Source organism: Streptomyces huasconensis (assembly GCF_021028635.1).
In the GTDB taxonomy this organism is placed as follows: Bacteria; Actinomycetota; Actinomycetes; order Streptomycetales; family Streptomycetaceae; genus Streptomyces; species Streptomyces huasconensis.
In genome coordinates, this window is sequence record NZ_CP086119.1 from 6,098,066 (window position 1) to 6,118,167 (window position 20,102).

15 protein-coding genes are annotated in these 20,102 nt (G+C 69.7%); 12 read left to right on the forward strand and 3 right to left on the reverse strand.

What is annotated here, in order from left to right:
- Positions 1–132: 132 nt before the first annotated feature.
- The 5 genes from J2N69_RS27740 to J2N69_RS27760 all read left to right on the forward strand — a co-directional run bounded on the left by J2N69_RS27740 (position 133) and on the right by J2N69_RS27760 (position 4,092).
- A complete protein-coding gene (locus tag J2N69_RS27740) occupies positions 133–459 on the forward strand; it encodes a hypothetical protein (RefSeq protein ID WP_230903125.1) in 327 nt (108 codons plus the stop codon).
- On the forward strand, positions 342–2,126 hold the full coding sequence (locus tag J2N69_RS27745) for a DUF4153 domain-containing protein (protein WP_408056816.1): 1,785 nt from the start codon (positions 342–344) through the stop codon (positions 2,124–2,126). Before J2N69_RS27740 ends, J2N69_RS27745 begins: the two co-directional genes overlap by 118 nt.
- Before the next feature lie 145 nt (positions 2,127–2,271).
- The gene (locus J2N69_RS27750) at positions 2,272–2,553 is read left to right on the forward strand and encodes a TetR family transcriptional regulator C-terminal domain-containing protein (RefSeq protein ID WP_330166834.1); all 282 of its coding nucleotides are present in this window, start codon (positions 2,272–2,274) and stop codon (positions 2,551–2,553) included.
- A gap of 50 nt (positions 2,554–2,603) precedes the next feature.
- A complete protein-coding gene (locus J2N69_RS27755; protein ID WP_127911242.1) occupies positions 2,604–3,305 on the forward strand; it encodes a ribonuclease HII in 702 nt (233 codons plus the stop codon).
- 79 nt (positions 3,306–3,384) lie between these two features.
- Entirely contained in the window at positions 3,385–4,092 is a 708-nt protein-coding gene (locus tag J2N69_RS27760) for a hypothetical protein (protein ID WP_230903127.1), read from the forward strand.
- Positions 4,093–4,786: 694 nt separating this feature from the next.
- Here the strand turns inward: J2N69_RS27760 and J2N69_RS27765 are convergent.
- Positions 4,787–5,425 (reverse strand): hypothetical protein, encoded by a 639-nt coding sequence (locus J2N69_RS27765; RefSeq protein ID WP_230903128.1) that lies wholly within the window; start codon positions 5,423–5,425, stop codon positions 4,787–4,789.
- Positions 5,426–5,640: 215 nt separating this feature from the next.
- Entirely contained in the window at positions 5,641–7,830 is a 2,190-nt protein-coding gene (locus J2N69_RS27770; RefSeq protein WP_230903129.1) for a RecQ family ATP-dependent DNA helicase, read from the reverse strand.
- A 153-nt stretch (positions 7,831–7,983) separates the two neighbouring features.
- Here J2N69_RS27770 and J2N69_RS27775 point away from each other — a divergent pair, with 153 nt between their 5' ends.
- From J2N69_RS27775 to J2N69_RS27805, 7 genes are all read left to right on the forward strand, one after another.
- Positions 7,984–9,744 (forward strand): DUF4192 domain-containing protein, encoded by a 1,761-nt coding sequence (locus tag J2N69_RS27775; protein WP_230903130.1) that lies wholly within the window; start codon positions 7,984–7,986, stop codon positions 9,742–9,744.
- Between the two features lie 279 nt (positions 9,745–10,023).
- Positions 10,024–12,042 (forward strand): glycogen debranching N-terminal domain-containing protein, encoded by a 2,019-nt coding sequence (locus J2N69_RS27780; protein WP_230903131.1) that lies wholly within the window; start codon positions 10,024–10,026, stop codon positions 12,040–12,042.
- 236 nt (positions 12,043–12,278) lie between these two features.
- Entirely contained in the window at positions 12,279–13,040 is a 762-nt protein-coding gene (locus tag J2N69_RS27785) for an NUDIX hydrolase (RefSeq protein ID WP_230903132.1), read from the forward strand.
- Positions 13,041–13,335: 295 nt separating this feature from the next.
- Positions 13,336–15,471, forward strand: a complete 2,136-nt coding sequence (locus J2N69_RS27790) for an ABC transporter ATP-binding protein (RefSeq protein ID WP_230903133.1) — start codon at positions 13,336–13,338, stop codon at positions 15,469–15,471.
- A 162-nt stretch (positions 15,472–15,633) separates the two neighbouring features.
- A complete protein-coding gene (locus tag J2N69_RS27795) occupies positions 15,634–16,524 on the forward strand; it encodes a FadR/GntR family transcriptional regulator (protein ID WP_230903134.1) in 891 nt (296 codons plus the stop codon).
- Between the two features lie 453 nt (positions 16,525–16,977).
- Positions 16,978–18,522, forward strand: coding sequence for an RNA polymerase sigma factor (locus tag J2N69_RS27800; RefSeq protein WP_269075637.1), 1,545 nt, complete (start codon positions 16,978–16,980; stop codon positions 18,520–18,522).
- Positions 18,523–18,661: 139 nt separating this feature from the next.
- Positions 18,662–19,492 carry a serine protease gene (locus J2N69_RS27805; protein ID WP_230903135.1) on the forward strand — a complete coding sequence of 277 codons (831 nt, stop codon included), beginning with the start codon at positions 18,662–18,664 and terminating at the stop codon, positions 19,490–19,492.
- A gap of 171 nt (positions 19,493–19,663) precedes the next feature.
- Here J2N69_RS27805 and J2N69_RS27810 read toward each other — a convergent pair whose 3' ends face one another.
- Complete coding sequence (locus J2N69_RS27810; RefSeq protein WP_127911237.1) at positions 19,664–19,894, reverse strand: DUF7455 domain-containing protein; 231 nt, start codon at positions 19,892–19,894, stop codon at positions 19,664–19,666.
- Between the last annotated feature and the right edge of the window lie 208 nt (positions 19,895–20,102).

The following is a 20,102-nucleotide window of genomic DNA, read 5'->3' on the forward strand; positions in this document are numbered from 1 at the left end:
GTGATGTAACCGCTCGCGGTCGTGTGCCTGATGGTGGGGATGGTGGCGTACCCGATGGCGGTGGCGTACCCGATCGTGGTGCCGTTTCCGCTCGCAGTTCCGCGCCCGCCAGCGGTGAGTCGACTCCCCGTGGTGAAGCAGGACGCGGTGGTGAAGGGCCACGCGGCGGCCGAGCTGCTGCCGATGGTGATGCGTCCGGCCGCGGCGACGTATCCGCCGACGATCACGGTGACAGATCCGCTCCCGGCAGCGTGTCCGCTGGTGGCGATGGATCTGGTGCGGGCGGGGCATCGGCCACAGGCCTTGGACTGGCTGCGCCAACCACACCGTCTGCACCGGCTGTGCCAGCTGCATCAGCTGGGCCAGATGCGCCCCCTGCGGACGCGTCCGCGACGGCGGAGACCCCCGGCGCCACCGGGGCGTCGGCCGCTGAAGAGCGGCGCGATGGGGCCGAAGTGATCGGTGGGCAAGGGGCGAAGCTCGCAGGAAGTGGTGATCAGGCCAGGCCGCAGGGCCGGGCTCCGACACCGTCGCCGTACCAGACATACGGGCCACCACAGCCTCCGCAACGTCCGCGGCATCCGCAGGACCAGGCAGCCGGAGGGGGGAGGCCGCAGCCCCACGCCGCTTGGGGCTATCCGGTGCCCGAGACCACGCCGATCCTCGCCGACCTGCGTACCGACCCGCCCGGGCCCGTCCGGACGGCGACGCTCTGCTCGGTGCTCGCCGCCGCCGTACTGAGCATGCTGTTCCTCGGCGACGGGCTGGCGATCAATCTTCTGATCGTCGCCATCCCTGTCGCACTCGCTGCCTACTTCGCCTCCCCAAAGGCCGGCAGCCGACCCGGTGGCTGGTCTCTGACGTGGGCGGTCGGCGGACTCGCGCTGCTGGTCGTGCCCGCGCTGCGGGACGCGGGGTGGCCGTCGTTCCTCGCGGTCGTCTCCTCGGTCGTGCTCGGTTCGCTCGCCTTGCACGGCTGCCGGACCTGGCTCGGGGTGATCCTGAGCCCCATCGGTCTCTTCGACGCGGTGTGGAAGGGGATCGTCTGGGGTTGGCGCGGCATGCGCGAGCGGGGGAGCAGTGCGCGTGGGGCAGGCCCCGCGATGCGGGCGGCGGCAATGACTGCCGCGTTGCTGCTGCTCTTCGGCGCGCTGTTCGCCGGAGCGGATGCCGCGTTCGCCGACCTGCTCGGTGAGCTGATACCGGACACCTCGCTCGCCGGGGTCCCCCTGCGCCTCCTGCTCCTGGTGATCGGCGCGGTCGGCGCACTCGCCGCAGCGCACGTCGCCGCTTCTCCCCTTCGGTGGGACCGCCTTGTGGTGAAACCCGGCCGAGCGCGTGGGCGGATGGAGTGGGCGCTTCCGCTGATCGTGCTCAATGTTCTGTTCGGGGCGTTCAACGCCGTTCAACTGGCCGTTCTCTTCGGCGGGTATGACACCGTCCTCGACAGGACCGGACTCTCGTACTCCGCCTATGCGCGGCAGGGATTCTGGCAGTTACTCCTGGCCACGCTCCTCACGCTGCTCGTGATCGTGTTCGCGTTGCGCTGGGCACCTCGTGACGGCGCCAAGGACCGCACGCTCGTGCGTACGGTGCTCGGCACGCTCTGCGCGATGACGCTCGTCGTGGTGGCCTCCGCGGTGCGGCGTATGGACATGTATGTGGAGGCGTATGGGCTGACCAGGCTGAGAATCTCGGTCGTGGCCGTGGAGCTCTGGCTCGGGGTGATCATTCTGTTGATCATGGCCGCCGGGATCTGGGGGGCGCGGTGGCTGCCGCGCGCCGTCGCCGCGAGTGCCGCGGCGGGAGTTTTGGCCTTCGGCCTGCTGTCGCCGGACGCGATGATTGCCGAGCGCAACGTGCACCGTTACGAGGACACCGGAAAGCTCGACCTCGATTACGCGCGCCAGCTGTCCGCGGACGCGATACCGGCCCTCGACAAGCTGCCGGAACCGCAGCGCTCATGTGCGATCAAGCCCATCGCCGACGACCTCGGGTCGGAGCGTGCCCCTTGGTACGCGACCAGCCTGGGGGAGTCGAGGGCCCGGACGATCATCGAGGAGCGGCCTCCCTCGGCACACTGGGGAGCCTGCCGTGAGGAGCCCACGGTCGTCTCGTACCGCTGACACCGCACGCTCCGGATGGTTCATACCGCCGAGGAGCCTGCCTTGCCCGCGAACAGCTGCGACGGCGAGATCGACTGTGAGGTGCGTTGCTCGACGAACACGAACACGAACACAAACGCGGCGAACAGTACCGAGGGTTCGTGCCGTGCTTCACGAGTGCGACCTGGCAACGGCCGAGCGCTTCCACACAGTGATCTTTGAGGGTGTCGTCGAGCCGAGCGCGAGGCTGATCCAAAAGGTCCCACGTCACGGGATCGAGCGCGGAGAGGCGCGTTCCGAAGGTGCGGACGCCTATGTGTGTGACGCCATTCCGGCCGTGCTCATGTGTCGCTCCAAAGTGTGCGGGAGCGAATGGCGTGACGAGGAGTTCGAAGGTCTCGTCAATCAGGTGGTCGATCAGGTGACGCTCCCGCTTCCGCACCCCTGACGGGCCTGGGTGTCGCTGGCGACCTCGGGCGGCGTAGGCTATCTGGCGCCATGCCGTACGAAGCACCTACCCACACCGTCGAGCGCTCCTTGCGCGCCACCACCGGAGCGAAGATCGTCGCTGGTGTCGACGAGGTCGGGCGCGGTGCGTGGGCAGGGCCCGTCACCGTCTGCGCGGCGATCACGGGACTGCGTCGGCCGCCCGAAGGGCTCACCGATTCCAAGCTGATCAGCCCCAAGCGGCGCACCGCGCTCGCGGCGGAACTGGAGAGCTGGGTCACGGCGCACGCCCTCGGGCACGCCTCGCACGAGGAGATCGACGAACTGGGGATGACGGCCGCGCTGCGACTCGCCGCGGTGCGCGCGCTGGAGGGGCTGCCGGTCCGTCCGGACGCGGTCATCCTCGACGGCAAGCACGACTACCTCGGCGCTCCCTGGCAGGTACGTACGGTGATCAAGGGCGACCAATCCTGTGTGGCCGTCGCCGCGGCTTCGGTCATTGCCAAAGTTCGCCGCGACAAAATGATGGCCGAACTGGGCATCGAACATGCAGACTTCGGTTTTGCGGCCAACGCCGGCTATCCCTCGCCGGTACACAAGGCAGCGCTGGCGGAGCGGGGACCCACCCCGTACCACCGGCTTTCGTGGGCGTATCTTGATGCGCTGCCCCAGTGGCGGCACCTGAAGAAGGCCCGCAGTTGGGCGGACGGAAACGTTCCGGAAATCGAGGGTCAGCTCGGCTTTGAGTTCTGACTCTTTTCCGGCCCTTCCGGTCGCACTCATGTGCCACCCGCCGACGCGACTCGTATCGGCGTTTGATAGACAACACTTCATGCCTCTCATTCCCGAGGAGCCTCAGATTCACGAGAGTGCCCAGGGTCCCCGCGCCACGCCGGCCAATGGCCGTACCGCGCCGACCCCTCGCCCCGTACCCGGTCCGCGTCCCGCGGCTCCGCCGCGCCCCGGCCGTCCGGGCCCTGCCCGGCCAATGCCGTCCGCGCAGCGCGCGCCGCGCGATGCGACCGCCAAGCCCGGGCCGTCCGCCCCGGCTGCTTCCGGACCCTCCACCACCGGTCACTCCGCACCTGGGGCGACTGCTTCCGGAGCGTCCGCTTCCGTACCGTCCACCGGCCGTGACTCCGCGGCTTCGGTTCCGCAGATTCAGCTGATCCCGGCTTCGGTCGAGGGTGCGCTGGATGCGGCGGAGGAAGCCGTCGACCTGCTTCTTGACTCCGGGCGCGCGCCCGGGGACATCCTGGTGATCACCACCGGCGAACCTCACCCGTGGGCCGCGCATGAGCTGTCCTTCGGCGAGGCCGCTTACTGGGCTCAGCACGACGCGGGCGACGACGTCTTCTACGCCGACGCCGCAGCGCTGACCCGTGCGGCATCCCGGCCTGTGGTCGTCGTCGCCGTCAACGGCGGCAACGAAGAGACCGCGGCCGCCGCGCTGCCCACAGCCGTGACGCGGGCAGGCGCCCTGCTGATCGTGTGCGGCGACCCACAGCGGATCAACTCGATGCTGGGCGCGGGCGTCTGACGTTCGCGTCCGGAGTTCGCTTCCGGCGCCTCCGCCTGGCACGTACTCGCTTGGCGTGTTGTGCCTCCGGCGTACGGCGCCTGATGCCTGCGTCAGGCGTGGGACGACGTCCGGCAGGGGACTGCACGTCGGCGGCGGCCGACGCGGGTCGTGTGTCGCTCGACGGGGGGCCGTGCGGTGTCAGCGTGCGCCGTGCGGTATCCACCGTGCTGCGGGCGCCGCGTCCGGTGCCGTGTCGTGCAGGCCGGGTCGTGTCGTGCAGGTTGGGGTCGTGGTGATCCGGCGGTTGTCGCGCGAGTCACGGCTGGCTCGCTGACTTACCGATCCACGCTGTGACGTGCGGGCGGTGCCGGTCCTGCGGCTTCCTGTGTGCGGGCGGCGCGGTGCTGGAGGCGGTTGCGCGGTCGTGCCCCACCTGCACCCGTGCCTCGTCGTTCCTGTGTCTGGCAGCCCTGGCCGACGCGTGCTTGCGCGGCCGGCCTGAGCCGGACCGTATCCGGTGCGGGGACGGCCGCCGCTGCTGACGAGTCTGCCGTCGCGACAGCCGCGTCTGTGTTGAGCGGCTCAGGGCACTGAAACTCTTTGAGCCCGAGCCCGAGCCCGAGCCCGAGCCCGAGCCCGAGCCCCAGCCCGGGCCTGAGTCCCACGACGAGGTCGTGACCTGCGGGCGGGCGGTAGTGCCCGTCGGCCTGCGTCACCGTGCCGCCGCGCGGCGAAGTACCTCCGAGGCTGCGCCTCCGGCGCGAGGAGTCGGCGGATCGGCCCCAGTGAAGGCTTCGGGTTCCGAACCAGCGCTCGGTCTGCGGCCGCTCCGCCCCTCACCGAGCACCTGCCAGCCATCGTGGGTCAGCGTGATGTACGCACCGCACCGCAACCCATGCAAGGTGCAGGCATCCCGCAGGCCCCACATCCAGGCCCCGTCCTCCTGCGTCCAACGGGCATCCCCCTCACGGCAGTAGAGCAGCACAGCCGTGCGCACCGGAGTGCGGCGCCGCAGATCGTGTGGGATGACCCGGCGCAACTGGGCGAGAAGCGCGTTACGGAATATCCAGCCGTCCGTCGCGGTCGCGCGCCGACTGAACGAAGCGCTCGCCCGGATTCGTTCGTCCACGTCCAGCACTGCCACGACTGCCGTCAAGGGTGTCGGCCGATGTCGGGAGTGCAGACCGCTCACGACTTCACGAGGATTGCGCAGCAGGGGGATTCCCGCAGCGGACCACTCCGCAGGTTCGAGCATGCGGGCCAGTCGGTGGGCTGAATCGGCGGACATCTCTGCCGACGTCGAAGACTGCGACAGCGGTGCCGCGTCGGACGGAGCGAATCCGAAGGTCACGGTCCTCCCTTCGGCTACGCGCCAACTGAGGGCGGGGTCGGAATGAGGAGCGCACCGCGGTACAGCCCTGTCGGGCTACGGATTCCGCGCGGGGAGCAACTCCAATTCTTCCCGCCGCAGTGGCTTGCGGCAACGAGAAAGTAGGGGCCACGCACCGGTATTGGCCGATGCGTCACGTATATCCCTGCCCAACTCGCGGTCTCTTGACGCTCACTTCAGCCCTGCACGGCCAGGACCAGCGGCAACACCCCCTTGGCACCGGCGCGGCGCAGCATGCGTGCCGCCACTGCGAGAGTCCAGCCGCTGTCGGTCATGTCGTCGACCAGGAACACGGGTCCATCGGCTTCCCGGAGCGCGGTGGCGAGCGCGGGCGGCACCGCCAGCGCGCCATCCAGAGCGCGCAGACGCTGAGCGCTGTTACTCCTGGGGACCCGCCCCGCATCGGCCCCCGCGGTGTACTCGATGGAGCCCAGGAGAGGGAGTCGCCCGACCTCGGCGATGCGGGCGCCCAGCGATTGGATCAGCTGCGGCCGGGTGTGAGAGGTCATGGTCACTACGCCTACCGGTCGCGGTTGGGCGTCGCCCGAACCCGCGGCCCAGCCACCCGGGCCCTTCGCCCAGTCCGTCAGCACGTCCACCACGGCCTTCGCCACATCGTCAGGGACCGGTCCGTCCGGGGCCTGCGGGGCGAGCATCGGACGCAGGCGGTTACCCCACCCGATGTCGGAGAGCCGGCCCAATGCCCGCCCGGGAGCGGCCTGTTCACCTGCTGGAATACGTCCTTTGAGGTCCACGCCGACCGCGGCCAAGCCGGTGGGCCACATCTTGCGGGGCTCGACGTCCACGCCCGCCCGCCCGAGTTCGCCCCGAGCCGAGTCCAGCGCGGCAGAGGAGACCTCATCCCCGAAGCGCGCGCCCACGCAGTTGTCACAACGGCCACAGGGGGCCGCGCCCTCGTCGTCCAACTGGCGCCGCAAGAACTCCATGCGGCAACCGGACGACGACGCGTACTCGCGCATCGCCTGTTGCTCGGCCTGCCGCTGCTTGGCCACCCAGGCGTAGCGCTCGGTGTCGTACGCCCACGGCTGGCCGGTGGAGACCCAGCCGCCCTTCACGCGCCGGACGGCGCCGTCCACGTCGAGGACCTTCAGCATCGTCTCGAGCCGCGAGCGGCGGAGCTCGACCAGGGGCTCCAGGGCAGGCAACGAGAGCGGCCTCCCGGCTTCGGCCAGGACATCAAGCGTGCGGCGCACCTGCTCCTCGGGCGGGAAGGCGACTGAGGCGAAGTAGTTCCAGATCGCCTCGTCCTCCTTGCCCGGCAGGAGCAGCACCTCCGCGTGGTCGACACCGCGGCCCGCCCGCCCTACCTGCTGATAATAGGCGATGGGTGATGAGGGGGAGCCGAGGTGGACCACGAACCCCAGGTCAGGTTTGTCGAAGCCCATGCCGAGCGCGGAGGTGGCGACCAGAGCCTTCACGCGGTTGGCGAGAAGGTCTTCCTCGGCCTGCTGACGGTCGACGTTCTCGGTCTTCCCCGTGTACGAGGCGACCGTGTGCCCGCACTGTCGCAGATAGGCGGTCACCTCCTCGGCGGCGGCGACCGTCAGGGTGTAGATGATGCCGGAACCCGGCAGGTCGTTGAGATGGTCGGCCAGCCAGGCCAGACGATGCGCGGCATTCGGCAACTGGAGCACGTTCAGGCTCAGGCTCTCCCGGTCCAGGGGCCCGCGCAGCACCAGTGCGTCCGAACCACCCCCGGTACCCAGCTGCTCGGCGACATCCGCCGTCACGCGCGCGTTGGCGGTCGCCGTGGTGGCCAGGACAGGCACGTCGGGCGGGAGGTCCGCGAGCATGGTGCGAAGCCTGCGGTAATCGGGCCGGAAGTCGTGACCCCAGTCGGAGATGCAGTGCGCCTCGTCGACGACGAGCAGCCCGGTGGCTGCCGCGAGCTTGGGCAGAACCTGGTCGCGGAAGTCCGGATTGTTGAGTCGTTCCGGGCTTACCAGCAGCACGTCGACGTCCCCCGCGGCGACCTCAGCCTGGACGGACTCCCACTCCTCCGTGTTGGAGGAGTTGATCGTGCGTGCACGGATGCCGGCTCGGGCGGCTGACTCGACCTGATTGCGCATGAGGGCGAGCAGCGGCGAGACGATCACGGTGGGTCCGCTGCCGCGCGCACGCAGCAGGGCCGTCGCGACGAAGTACACCGCGGACTTGCCCCAGCCCGTGCGCTGCACGACCAGCGCCCGGCGCTTGTCGGCGACCAGCGCCTCGATCGCACGCCACTGATCCTCGCGCAGCCTGGCGCCGCCCGGCTCCGGCGCCTCGCCGGAAGCGGGTGCGGGACCGCCGACGAGGCGGGCGAGTACGGCATCGGCCGCCGTGCGCAAGTCTTCGTTGGTCATGCCCCCATGCAACCCGATGGGTCTGACATTACGCGAACGGGTCCGCCGGACTGTGGATAAGTCTTGGCGTGCTCCTGTCCATCTTGGCGTGCCCCTGCCCAGGGTTATCCACAGGGGCAACCGGAATCAAGTGATCCGCGGGACAGTCGGCGCATGACGAATCACAGCGAAGCAATCGGTCCGGCCGACGCGAACGGCATCGGCCCGAGTGACATCGACGCCAACGACATCGGCCCGAGTGATATCGGCGTGAACGGCATCGAGCCGAACGATGCGGCTCGTCCCGGCGGGTCGATGGAAGCCGCAGACGCCCCCCGCCCCGGCGGTCCTGCCACCCCCGCTGACCCCACCGGACCGGCTGATCCCATCGGCCCGCTCCGTCCCGCAGGCCCGGACCATCCCGTAAGCCCGTCCCACCCCGCAGGCCCGGCTGCTCCCGACGAGCTTGACCGTCCCGGCAACCGCAGCGACCTGGGCGAGGGGACGGTCCAGACCAACCCGTTCGACGAGCCGCTGGTCACCCTGCGTACCCCGGCCGAGCTGGCTGATGCCCTGCCGTACTTGCTTGGCTTCAAGCCCGAGGACAGCATCGTGCTGATCGCTCTCCACGGTGAAAACGGGCAGTTCGGCGGGCGCGTGCGGCTGGGAATCCCGGAACGCGCGGAGGACTGGCCGAGCGTCGCACATCAGCTGGCCCAGTGCCTGGTGGGCGGCTGCGAGCGGAGGGGGGCCCGCCCGGACGGCGTCATCGCCTTCCTGTGCCGGGAGCCCGGTGAGGCAGCGTCCGGCCAACAAGTCGTGGAGCACTTGCGGCCGTTGGCGCAGGTGTTGCGTACGGCGTGCGGTGCCCTCGACGTCCCGGTGTTCGAAGTCGTGTGTATCTCGGGAGACCGCTTTTGGACCTATTGCTGTCCGGACACCCTCTGCTGCCCGCCGGAAGGCGCCCCTCTGCTCAGGCCGGGTACCTCGGTTCTCGCCGCCGCGGCGACCTACGTGGGAGTTCAGGTGTCTGCCACGCAGAGTGAGATCAGGGCACGTCTGACCCCGTGGGAAACGGCTGCGGCGACCGATCAGGAGCGGGCACTGGATGCCGCCGGCCTCGCGCTCATCCCCAGGATGCTGGGTGCACAGGCGCACGCCGCTGCTGCCGAGACGCTTGATCTGGCGCATCGAATCATGGCGCGGTTGGCTGACGCGCCGCCCGTTTCCGGCACGCTTGAGGCCGACAACAGGGACGACGAACTGATCGCCCACGACGAGGCGGCCGCCCTTATCCTCGGCCTCCAGGTCCGGGACACGCGCGACCGCGCGGCCGAGTGGATGGAAGGGGACGAGGCGCCGGCCGCGCTACGTCTCTGGAGGGCACTGTCCCGTCGCTGCGTCGGGGCGTACGCGGAACACGCCGCGGCACCGTTGTCCCTTGCCGGCTGGGTCGCCTGGTCCCTCGGCGACCTGGCGGAAGGGCAGGAGGCCCTGGACATGGCTTTGTGCGCGGACCCCGAGTACATGTTCGCTCTGCTCCTGAACCGTGCCTGCAATGAGGACATGGACCCGGAACCGATCCGTCGCTGTCTCCGCAGGAGGCGAGATGACCGCGGTGACGTGGAGAGCCCTGACGGAGGAGCGGCCTTCGCGTCACCGGACGGCTCGGCCGAACCCGCTGATGAAAAGAGGCTGTTGGAGACGGGGGTCTCGAACGCGCAGGAAAGCGCACCTCGGCGACGCCGGCGTCGGCTGCCCCGCTCGCCCGGGAGCGGGTCCCCCAGTGCCTCCGATGCTCCCCGCCCTTCAGGAAGCCCGGGCGGCCCCCGCACACCAGGCGGCCCCAGTGGTTCGCGCGCTACTGGTGGCTCGGGAACGGGGCCTCAGAACCGGCGTCACACGCTCAGGCGCGGCGCGAGGAACGGTCGATGAGCGCGTCCGTCCCTTGGTGGGCCAGGTGGACGAGGTGGGCGGAGCGGCTGGGCTCAAGGCTGGTGTCCATACGAAGTTGGCTCCATATGGTCGGCTTCCTGCAGTGGGGGCGTGACTTGCGGAGGGGCAGGCCCGTTCACCTGAGTGGCGGTACCCGCGACCGGGTCGCGCGGCCGCACCGACCCCGACCTTCCGTAGCGCACACAACGCCGAAGAAGCCACCCCATGTCCCTTTCCGCCCCGTCTCCAGCACCCGACAGAGAGGGGCCCCAACGCGCCATGCCGGTCCCTGCGTTCCGGCGCCTCTCACCTCAGCCGTCCGAAACACCGGCTCAGACACCGATCCGGCCCGCGGAACTCCCACCCGCGCACACAGCCTTGATCTGCGTCGCTCTTCCCGCCTTCGCTATCTCGACGGGAGAAGGGCAGTTGACCGGTCGAGGGCTCGAGGGGTTTTACCGAGGAGGGCGACGGCTGCTGTCCCGCTGCCAGGTACGTGTGGCAGGGCGCGAACCGGTCGCGGTGCAGGCCCGCATGCTGTCGGCGGACAGCGTCCGCTTCGTGGCGACCATGCGCCTCTCGACCTGTGCCGGCCCCGACCCGGAACTCGTCGTCGAGCGGACTCGGCATGCCGACGGTACGGAACGGATCACACTGCACAGCTCCGCCGCGCGCCCCCTGCGGCTGCCTCTTGAGGTCTCCCTCGGTACGGATCTCGCGGAGTTGGGCGCCATCGCGTCCGGCAGAGCCGTGTCCGAAGTGCCCGCCAGTGTGCATGACTCCGGCATGCGCTGGTCCGCCACTGGGGCGCACTGCCTGGTCACCGCTAACCCCGCGCCTGTGGACGCTCTGGCCTCGGCAGGGTTGCTGCGCTGGGAGGTGGACCTGTCACCAGGCGGTTCACGCACCGTTGAACTGCGGGTGAGACCCGATGGAACGGGGCCGATCCGCGCGGCAGGCCACGGCACGATGCGTTCCGTCGCCGCAGCGGTGGCGGCCGGTGATGACCCGAGAGTCCAGCCGCTGCTCGCCCGAGCCGTCGAGGATCTACAGGCGCTGCTGCTGAGGGACCCGGAGCACCCCACCGACATCTATCTGGCCGCGGGTGCGCCCTGGCGCTGTGGACTGGCGCCTGCCGAGGCGCTGGCTGCCGCCCGCATGGCGTTGCCGCTGGGCACGCGGCTTGCCGCCGGGACGTTGCGGGCCCTTGCTCGGAGCCAGGCCACGGGGACGGGCCCTCGGTCGGGCATGATCCCGGGACCACTGAGGGATGCGGGGCCACATCTGCCGCCGGGTTGCGCCGGCACCGAGGCGACGTTGCTCTTTCCGGTGCTGCTCGCCGAGGCACGACGCTGGGGGCTCTCCGAGCCTGAGGTGGAGGAACTGCTGCCCGCGGCGGAGAGGTGCCTGCGATGGCTGCGCAACCGGATCGGGGACGGCGTGTTCCTGGCGGACGGGCACCCCAGCGGGCTGGTGCGCTGTGAGACGCAGGCTCAGGCGCACCGGGCCGCACTGCTTGGTGCCGAGCTGCTCGAGGCGTACGGCATAGAGGGTTCCGCGGGCCTGCGGCAGTGGGCACAGCGGATGCGGTCGACGTTCCGGAAGGAGTTCTGGGTGGCAGACCGGGCAGGTGGCCGACCGGCTTCGGCCCGCCTGCCGGACGGCCGCCACCTGCCACATCTGACTGGGGGAGCAGCCCACCTCTTGGACACCGGCCTGCTCGGCTCGGGCGAGATGGCCCCAGGCCTGCTCGACAAGGTCCAGACCGAACAGCTCGCCCGGCTGCTGGGAGGGCCTGTCATGGATTCCGGCTGGGGACTGCGCAGCCTCGGGTCCAATGAGGCCGCGTACAACCCCTTCGGGCACCGAGGTGGGGCGGTCCGTGTCCAGGAGACGGCGATCGCCATCACAAGCCTTGCGGCGGCGGGATATGACAAGGAGGCGAGCTCGCTCTTGCAGGGCATGTTGTCCGCAGCCGCGTGCTTCGACCATCGGCTGCCCGAGATGTACGCAGGGGAACAGCGCACGGAAGGAGCGGTCCCGCTACCGCACCCGGCTGCCTGTCGCCCAGCGGCGACTGCTGCTGCCGCTGGGGTGCATGTCCTCACGGCGCTCGCCGGTATCCGTCCCGACGCGCCGGCGGGGACCGTGACGTTGAGCCCGGTCCGCAGTGCCCCGTTGGGGGAACTCGGATTGACCGGGCTGAGTGTCGCGGGCGCCCCGTTCTCCGTTCGGGTGAGTCGGCTGGGCCTAGCAATGGTGGAGGAGGCGGCTGAGGGACTGCAGTTGGGAGTGTGACGCGGCGACGAGCAGGATCGACAAGTCAGGGCCGACAAGTCACGGGGTGGTGGAGAAGGCCTGGCTTCCAGGAACCGCCTCTTCGTGAACGTTCGCCCCCTGTGGAGTGGAAATGCTCGAAGGATCGCCAATGGCCCACGACCACGCGAAAGTGCCCACGAAGCCGCGGAGCCGACAACCCAGGAAGCGTGCGCGAAGGAGATGTTTATCGTCAGGAAGACGACTATGATCGCCGCATGCCCCCCTACGACCCGTCGGCCTTCCCGCCCTTCGCCGTCACTGTCGACCTGGTCGTGCTGACCGTGCGCCGCGACGCGCTCTGCGCGCTGGCTGTGCAGCGTGGTGAACCGCCGTTCCAAGGGCGTTGGGCGCTCCCCGGAGGTTTCGTACGCCCGGACGAGGATCTCGCGGCCGCGGCGGCGCGCGAACTCATCGAGGAAACGGGGCTGTGTGCCCATGAGCCCGACGCTCCCGCGCAGGACAACGGAGCGCATCTCGAACAGCTCGCCACGTACGGCGATCCCGAGCGCGATCCGCGAATGCGTGTGGTCAGCGTCGCCCACCTCGCGCTCGCGCCTGATCTGCCTGCGCCCCGAGCGGGCGGCGATGCGCACAGTGCGCGCTGGGCGCCGGTGGAGGCGCTGCTCAGCCAGACCGGCTTCGGTCGTGAAGGCGAACCGGCCGCGCCGCTCGCCTTCGATCACGCACAGATCCTGGCGGATGGTGTGGAGCGCGCCCGCTCCAAGATCGAGTACTCGTCGCTGGCCACGGCCTTCTGCCCGCCGGAGTTCACGGTCGGCGAGCTGCGGCGTGTGTACGAGGCGGTCTGGGGCGTCGTCCTCGACCCCCGCAATTTCCATCGCAAGGTGACGGGCACCCCGGGCTTTCTCGTTCCCACGGGCGGCACCACGACCCGGCAGGGGGGCCGGCCCGCACAGCTCTTCCGCGCGGGCGGCGCGACGCTCCTCAACCCGCCGATGCTGCGCCCGGAGGTCTGACGTCCGACCGCGCTCGCCTCATGGCCTGGCGCGCCCCGCCTTCGGCACCGTCCGCTGCCTCCTCGCTCGCTGCCCCTTGGACTGCGGGCTCAAAGCCGCCGACGCTGAGCCGCTGAGGTTCCAGCCCGTTCTCCGGTCCGATGGCGGCCGTCAGGGGACACCAGCGGTCCAGCTCCTGCCCGAAAAGTCGGAAATATAGCGTTATCTTGCTTTGGTACCCAGGGGGCTCGTCCGTCCCCGATCCGGCGGACGGGCCTCGGCCGCCCGAGCGGTCGCACATCCTGCGAGAGAAGCGATGATCCAGGCCATCGGACTGACCAGCAATCCCCGCGAGGAGCTCCCGCCCGCCGTCGACGATGTGTCCTTCGAGGCGCGTGCCGGCCGTGTCACGGCGTTGCTCGGCGCCGAGGGTGCCGGAAAGTCCACGGCGCTGCGGCTTATGCTCGAACTCCAACAAGGCCGTGGAATCACGTACTTCAGAGGCCGCCCCCTGCATCGCATCGCCCATCCGTCGCGTGAGGTGGGCGTCCTTCTGGGTGACGTCCCAGGACACCCGGCGCGTACGGTCCGCGGGCACCTGCGCATGCTGTGCGCGGCAGTCGGAGCGCCCGTCCAGCGCGCCGACGACGTACTCGAGGTTGTAGGCCTCGTGAGCCTCCGGAACGAGCGCCTCGGCACCCTTTCGCGCGGCATGGACCGTCGTCTGGGGCTGGGCTGCGCACTGCTCGCCGATCCGCACACGCTGGTCCTGGACGCGCCGACCGAGGGGCTCTCGGCCCGGGAAGGAGCCTGGCTGCACGGAATCCTGCGCGCCCACGCGCGCCAAGGCGGCACGGTTCTGTTCGCCACGAGCGACCCCAAGGAAGCGGCCCGAGCCGCTGACCGCGTCGTCACGCTGGAGGCGGGGCGGCTCGTCGCCGACCAGGATGCCGCCGACTTCGCGCGGACCCGGCTCCGTCCCCGCGTCGCCGTCCTGAGCCCTTACGCCGCTCGCCTCGGCGCGCTCCTCACCAAAGAGGCACGGGCGAGTAGGCGCTCCATCGAAGTGGTCATAGAGGGTGGCAACCGGTTCTCTGTCTACGGCAGCAACTGCGCCGACGTGGGGGAGGCCGCGTATCGGCACGGCATCCTCGTCCATCAACTTGCCGATGAGGTGGGTGATGCGGGACCTGGGGGCCCACCGGGCCCCTGGAGGCAGCCGGAGGCAGGGACGCCACCCGACGCCACCCCTGCGAGTGGCTTCCTTCGAGAGCCGACCCAAGGCGACACGACCCGGGATGAGCCCACTCAGGACGACACGACCCGGGACGAGTCGGCCCAAGGCGAGACGCCCCACGGAAAGACGCCCCACGGAAAGACACCGCCCCCCGGAGAGGCCGAGACCGCGGAAGAGGCCGTCCTGGGCGAGACTCAGCCGCTGTCCGCGCCCCCTGTCACCGCCTCGCCCTCTCTCCCGCCGCCGCTCCCCCTCGTGCCGTCGAACGAAGGCGATGACACGGTTCCGCCTGCAAGCGGTGGTGATCCGCATTCCGCCACGAACCCCTCTACCGACCCCTCCGCCAGCCTGCCCGTCCCGCCAGTCCTTTCCGTCTCCCTCGCCCTTCCCAGCCCTCACGACGACTCCGCCTCCCGCCTGCCGCCACCCATCACCGTCCACCCCGGCCGCAGCCCTCTGCGCCCCCTGCGATACGAGCTGCGCCGCCTGACGGGCGTGGGGGTCGGCTATTTCACCCTCGCGGCCGTACTCGCCACCTCAGCGCTGCTCTGCGTCGTGCTGGCGCGGGCCGGGCACACGCCGCAATCGCGTCTGCTCGCCGCCTGGCCTCAGGAACTGCCGCTGCCACCGGCGGCTCTCGGGGCAGGGTTGCTCGGCGCTCTCGCGTTCGGGGACGAGTTCCGCCACCCCGCCCTCGCCGTGGACCGGGGCACCGTCCCGCGCCGCGTGGGACTGCTTGTCGCCAAGCTGCTCGTCGCCGCCGCCACGGCGCTGCTGTCGGGTGCACTCACGGTGGGGGCCGACGCCGCGGTGCTCCATCTCGTATACGGAGAAGAGCTCACCAAAGTTCCCACTGACTGGCTTTCGCTGAGCGCGAGTTGGGCAGCCTTGCTCACGGGGTGCGCCTGGGCCGGCGTGTTGGCCGCAGGCATCTTCCGTTCCACCACCGCAGGCCTGGCAGCCGTGCTGGGCGTGCCGATCGTCGTCGTACCTCTCGTACAAAAGGCCGTTGAAGGCCCAGCTGTACGGTCGGCCGCAGGTCTTTCGGGGCGGCTGAGGGAACTCGTGCTGATGCAGTGGCCGTTCGGAGCCGAGCGTTATGTGGCGGGAGGAGTGCGCATGATCGTGCAACCTGTGGGCGGGGCGCTGGCGTTGTCGTTGACCGCTCTGCTCTGCGCTTATGTGCTCACGGCGATGCGCAGCAGAGCCCGTTGATGATCATCCGTTGCCTTCCGATCCGGGCCTGTGCGCAACTCCCCGGGCGACGCCCATTTCTTTCCGATAAGGCGTCAATTGAGGTGAGGTAAGCGATCACCCTTTCGTGTGCTTTTCACCAAAGACCTCAAGGGAGTTGGAGACCACGCCGACAACTGATCCGTGAGTACCCTTGCGCACACCATGATGACCACCGCCCGCTCCGCCGACTCCGGCCTCGCCGGCCCGGGCGACCTCGACCGATACCCCTTCGCCGAGCCCCCAGGGGGCAGCGACCGGGTCGTCGCCCCCATGTGGGACGGCGCCGACCACGACCTGGGACGCGTGAGCCGGCGCGCGTCCGGAAGCCGCGGCCGCGGGCTCCACGGCCAACTCGTCCAACAACTGGGCCAGATGATCGTCTCCGGCGACCTGGGCGCCGACCGTCCGCTCGTCCCCGAGGAGATCGGTCAGCGTTTCGAGGTCTCCCGCACCGTCGTCCGTGAGTCGCTGCGCGTGCTCGAGGCCAAGGGGCTGGTCAGTGCCCGGCCCAACGTCGGCACGCGTGTACGCCCTGTCAGCGACTGGAACCTGCTCGACCCAGACATCATCGAGTGGCGGGCCTTCGGGCCGCAGCGGGACGACCAGCGGCGCGAGCTCGGGGAGCTGCGCTGGATGATCGAGCCGCTCGCCGCCCGCCTCGCCGCGGGGCACGGTCGTGAGGAGGTGCAGCAGCGCCTTGTCGACATGGTGGAGATCATGGGGCATGCGCTGACCCAGGGTGACTCGATCACCTTCTCGCGCGCCGACGCGGAGTTCCACTCGCTGCTCATCCAGGTCGCGGGCAACCGCATGCTGGAGCACCTGTCCGGCATCGTCTCGGCCGCCCTCCAGGTCTCCGGAGGCCCCGTCACAGGCTGTGACCGCCCGAGCGAGACCTCTCTGGTGCACCACTCCCGCGTCGTCGACGCCCTGGCGGCAGGTGATGGCGCGGGCGCCGAGGCCGCGATGCGGCAGCTGCTCACGGTCCACCCTGAGGTGGAGCGTGTCGTGCCCGCGCCGCGCGAGCACTGACCGCACGTCCACGCCGCCCGCCGTGTGTACTCCCCGCGGCAGGTGCCTCGCCGTCCCTGGGCGGACGGCGGCTCCCTCGCCGCACCAGCCATCGCCGGATCTCCGCGGGCTCCACGAGAGCCCGGCGGGGTCCGGCGATGCGACATTTGAGGGTTGCGTGGCGGCACATCGGGGGATCATCCGTGCATGGGTAAAGGTCGCTTCTGGCCGTATCTGGACGCTTTTGAGTACTTACGGGGTGTGACTCGGGCCACGTAGATTGGGCGTAACGCTCCAAGGGACAGCGCGATGACCTAAGAGGTGATAGCCGAGGAGGGAATACAGGCGTCGTTCGCGACGCTGTGTAGCTCCCCGGCCCCCGCCCGCGCCGTCGGCCCTAATCCCTAGCCGCCGGTCGTCGGCTCCGGTCCACAATGGACGGGGCCGGAAGCCGTTTTCCAACGTTCCGAGAGGTTGTTCGTGTCGGCCAGCACATCCCGTACGCTCCCGCCGGAGATCGCCGAATCCGTCTCTGTCATGGCGCTCATCGAGCGGGGAAAGGCTGATGGGCAGATCGCCGGCGATGACGTGCGTCGTGCCTTCGAAGCTGACCAGATTCCGGCCACTCAGTGGAAGAACGTTCTGCGCAGCCTCAACCAGATCCTCGAGGAAGAGGGTGTGACGCTGATGGTCAGTGCCGCGGAGCCGAAACGCCCCCGCAAGAGCGTCGCAGCGAAGAGCCCGGTCAAGCGCACCGCGACCAGGACGGTCGCGGCCAAGACCGCCACGGTGAAGCCCACCGCCACCGCCGCCACTGAGGCGGCGACCGCGGATGGCACCGCCGAGGACGCGCCCGCGAAGAAGGTCGCAGCCAAGAAGACGACGGCCAAGAAGGCTGTCGCCAAGAAGACCGTCGCCAAGAAGGCCACGGCCAAGAAGTCCGCTTCCAAGAAGGACGCCGACGAACTCCTGGATGAAGAGGCCACCGAGGAGGCACCCGCCGCCGGCAAGCCCGGCGAGGGCGAGCCCGCCGAGGAAGGCGCCCAGGGCTTCGTGCTCTCCGACGAGGACGAGGACGACGCGCCCGCCCAGCAGGTCGCAGCGGCCGGAGCCACCGCCGACCCCGTCAAGGACTACCTGAAGCAGATCGGCAAGGTCCCCCTCCTCAACGCCGAGCAGGAGGTCGAACTCGCCAAGCGCATCGAAGCCGGCCTGTTCGCCGAGGACAAGCTGGCCAACGCCGACAAGCTCGCGCCGAAGCTCAAGCGTGAGCTGGAGATCATCGCCGAGGACGGCCGGCGCGCCAAGAACCACCTCCTGGAGGCCAACCTCCGCCTGGTGGTCTCCCTGGCCAAGCGCTACACCGGCCGCGGCATGCTCTTCCTGGACCTCATCCAGGAGGGCAACCTCGGTCTGATCCGCGCGGTCGAGAAGTTCGACTACACCAAGGGCTACAAGTTCTCCACGTATGCCACCTGGTGGATTCGGCAGGCGATCACCCGCGCCATGGCCGACCAGGCCCGCACCATCCGCATCCCGGTGCACATGGTCGAGGTCATCAACAAGCTGGCCCGTGTCCAGCGGCAGATGCTCCAGGACCTGGGCCGCGAGCCCACTCCGGAGGAGCTGGCCAAGGAACTCGACATGACCCCGGAGAAGGTCATCGAGGTCCAGAAGTACGGCCGTGAGCCGATCTCCCTCCACACCCCTCTGGGTGAGGACGGCGACAGCGAGTTCGGTGACCTCATCGAGGACTCCGAGGCGGTCGTGCCGGCCGACGCGGTCAGCTTCACGCTGCTCCAGGAGCAGCTGCACTCGGTCCTGGACACCCTGTCGGAGCGTGAGGCCGGCGTGGTCTCCATGCGCTTCGGTCTCACGGACGGCCAGCCCAAGACCCTCGACGAGATCGGCAAGGTCTACGGAGTGACGCGTGAGCGCATCCGTCAGATCGAGTCGAAGACGATGTCGAAGCTGCGTCACCCGTCGCGCTCGCAGGTTCTGCGCGACTACCTCGACTAGGCAGCGACAGTCGTCAAGAGCGTTCCCGGAAGGCCCGAAGTCCTCGGTACGAGGCTTCGGGCCTTCCGCGCGCGGGTGCGCGGTGCGCGGCGCTGAATGACTCTGGGTAAGCCATCCCAGCCCAGAGTGAGGAGATCGCATGCGTCGTCCCTTCGCCCGATCGTGGACGGGGGTGCTGGCCACAGCGGCCGTTGCCGCCGCCCTGCCACTGGCTTCCCCGGCACCCGCGGTGGCCGACAGCGTGGTCATCGGGGGCAGCCCGGTGCGGATTGCCGAGAGTCCATGGGTGGTGGCGCTCGCCAGTCGTGACCGGTTCGGAGGTACCCGCTCGGGGCAGTTCTGTGGTGCTGTCGTCGTCGGACCCACGACCGTCCTGACGGCGGCCCACTGCGTGAGCGAGGGCGTGCTAGGCGTTCCGCTGAGCAGAGTGTCGGACCTGAGGGTCATCGTCGGCCGCGGGGATCTGGGCACGGCGGAGGGGAAAGAGATCCCGGTCCGTGAGGCCCGCGTCAACCCGGAGTACGACGCAGAAACCAACTCCGGCGACTTCGCGGCGCTGACCCTGGCCGAGCCGCTCCCTCAGAGCTACGTGATCGGCATGGCGGGGCCGGGGGACACCGCGTACACGGCGGGGACGGAGGCGACCGTGTACGGCTGGGGAGACACCACGGGATCGGGGAGTTACGCCCGGACGCTGCATGCGGCGCCCGTCCACGTACTGCCTGACACGGTGTGTGAGAGGGCGTACCCGGGCAGTGCCGATGGCACGTACTCGGCGACGACGATGCTGTGCGCCGGCGAGTTGGACGGCCGTCGGGACGCCTGTCAGGGGGACAGTGGCGGGCCGCTAGTCGCCGAGGGGCGCCTGATCGGGCTGGTGTCCTGGGGGAGCGGCTGCGGGCGTCCTGGCCGCCCAGGGGTCTATACGAGGGTCTCGGACGTGGTCAGGGTGCTGGGGGGCAGCGCCTGAGGCGATTGCCTCGGCGGGGCGGACTGAACCGTCGGCCCCATGGGGCCGAGGAGGGCCGCTGAGGGCCCCTGAGACGAGAGCGGGCGGCCGCCTCTGCCTTGTGGGGCTGGGGCGGCCGCCCGTCACCGGCCTGGTGCGCCGGGGCTGGCTCGTCGTCGTGGATGCGAGGTGTCAGCGTTCCTCTTCGGTGGTGCTCTCCGGAACGGCGGTGAGGCGCTCCGTCTCGTCCTGTATCTCAGCGGCGATCTTCTTGAGTTCCGGCTCGAACTTGCGGCCATGGTGGGCGCAGAAGAGCAGTTCGCCGCCGCTCAGCAGGACGACGCGCAGGTATGCCTGGGCGCCGCAGCGGTCGCAGCGATCAGCGGCCGTCAGGGGGCTCGCGGGGGTCAGAACAGTAGTCACGTCGCCTCTTCTCTAGCTCGACGAGCTGTCGTACCAGGGTCAACATCCAACCAGGCCGAAAACGTTCCCGCTCGCGGCTTTTCCTCGAAATTTCTTTTTGAGGAGGTTGTCCGTTGCCGGTTGGCGGCGAATGTGCCGTATTGCGTCTGTTACGTCTTACGGGTTCGCGCTGTCTGTCAGGTGGGTGTCCTCCCGGCTGGGTTGCCGG

What these genes read in the sequence shown, in the direction of transcription:
- J2N69_RS27755 (WP_127911242.1), top strand. Translation starts at nt 2,604, where the DNA reads ATGCCGTACGAAGCACCTACCCACACCGTCGAGCGCTCCTTGCGCGCC.
- J2N69_RS27760 (WP_230903127.1), top strand. Translation starts at nt 3,385, where the DNA reads ATGCCTCTCATTCCCGAGGAGCCTCAGATTCACGAGAGTGCCCAGGGT.
- J2N69_RS27770 (WP_230903129.1), bottom strand. Translation starts at nt 7,830, where the DNA reads ATGACCAACGAAGACTTGCGCACGGCGGCCGATGCCGTACTCGCCCGC.
- J2N69_RS27775 (WP_230903130.1), top strand. Translation starts at nt 7,984, where the DNA reads ATGACGAATCACAGCGAAGCAATCGGTCCGGCCGACGCGAACGGCATC.
- J2N69_RS27780 (WP_230903131.1), top strand. Translation starts at nt 10,024, where the DNA reads ATGCCGGTCCCTGCGTTCCGGCGCCTCTCACCTCAGCCGTCCGAAACA.
- J2N69_RS27785 (WP_230903132.1), top strand. Translation starts at nt 12,279, where the DNA reads ATGCCCCCCTACGACCCGTCGGCCTTCCCGCCCTTCGCCGTCACTGTC.
- J2N69_RS27790 (WP_230903133.1), top strand. Translation starts at nt 13,336, where the DNA reads ATGATCCAGGCCATCGGACTGACCAGCAATCCCCGCGAGGAGCTCCCG.
- J2N69_RS27805 (WP_230903135.1), top strand. Translation starts at nt 18,662, where the DNA reads ATGCGTCGTCCCTTCGCCCGATCGTGGACGGGGGTGCTGGCCACAGCG.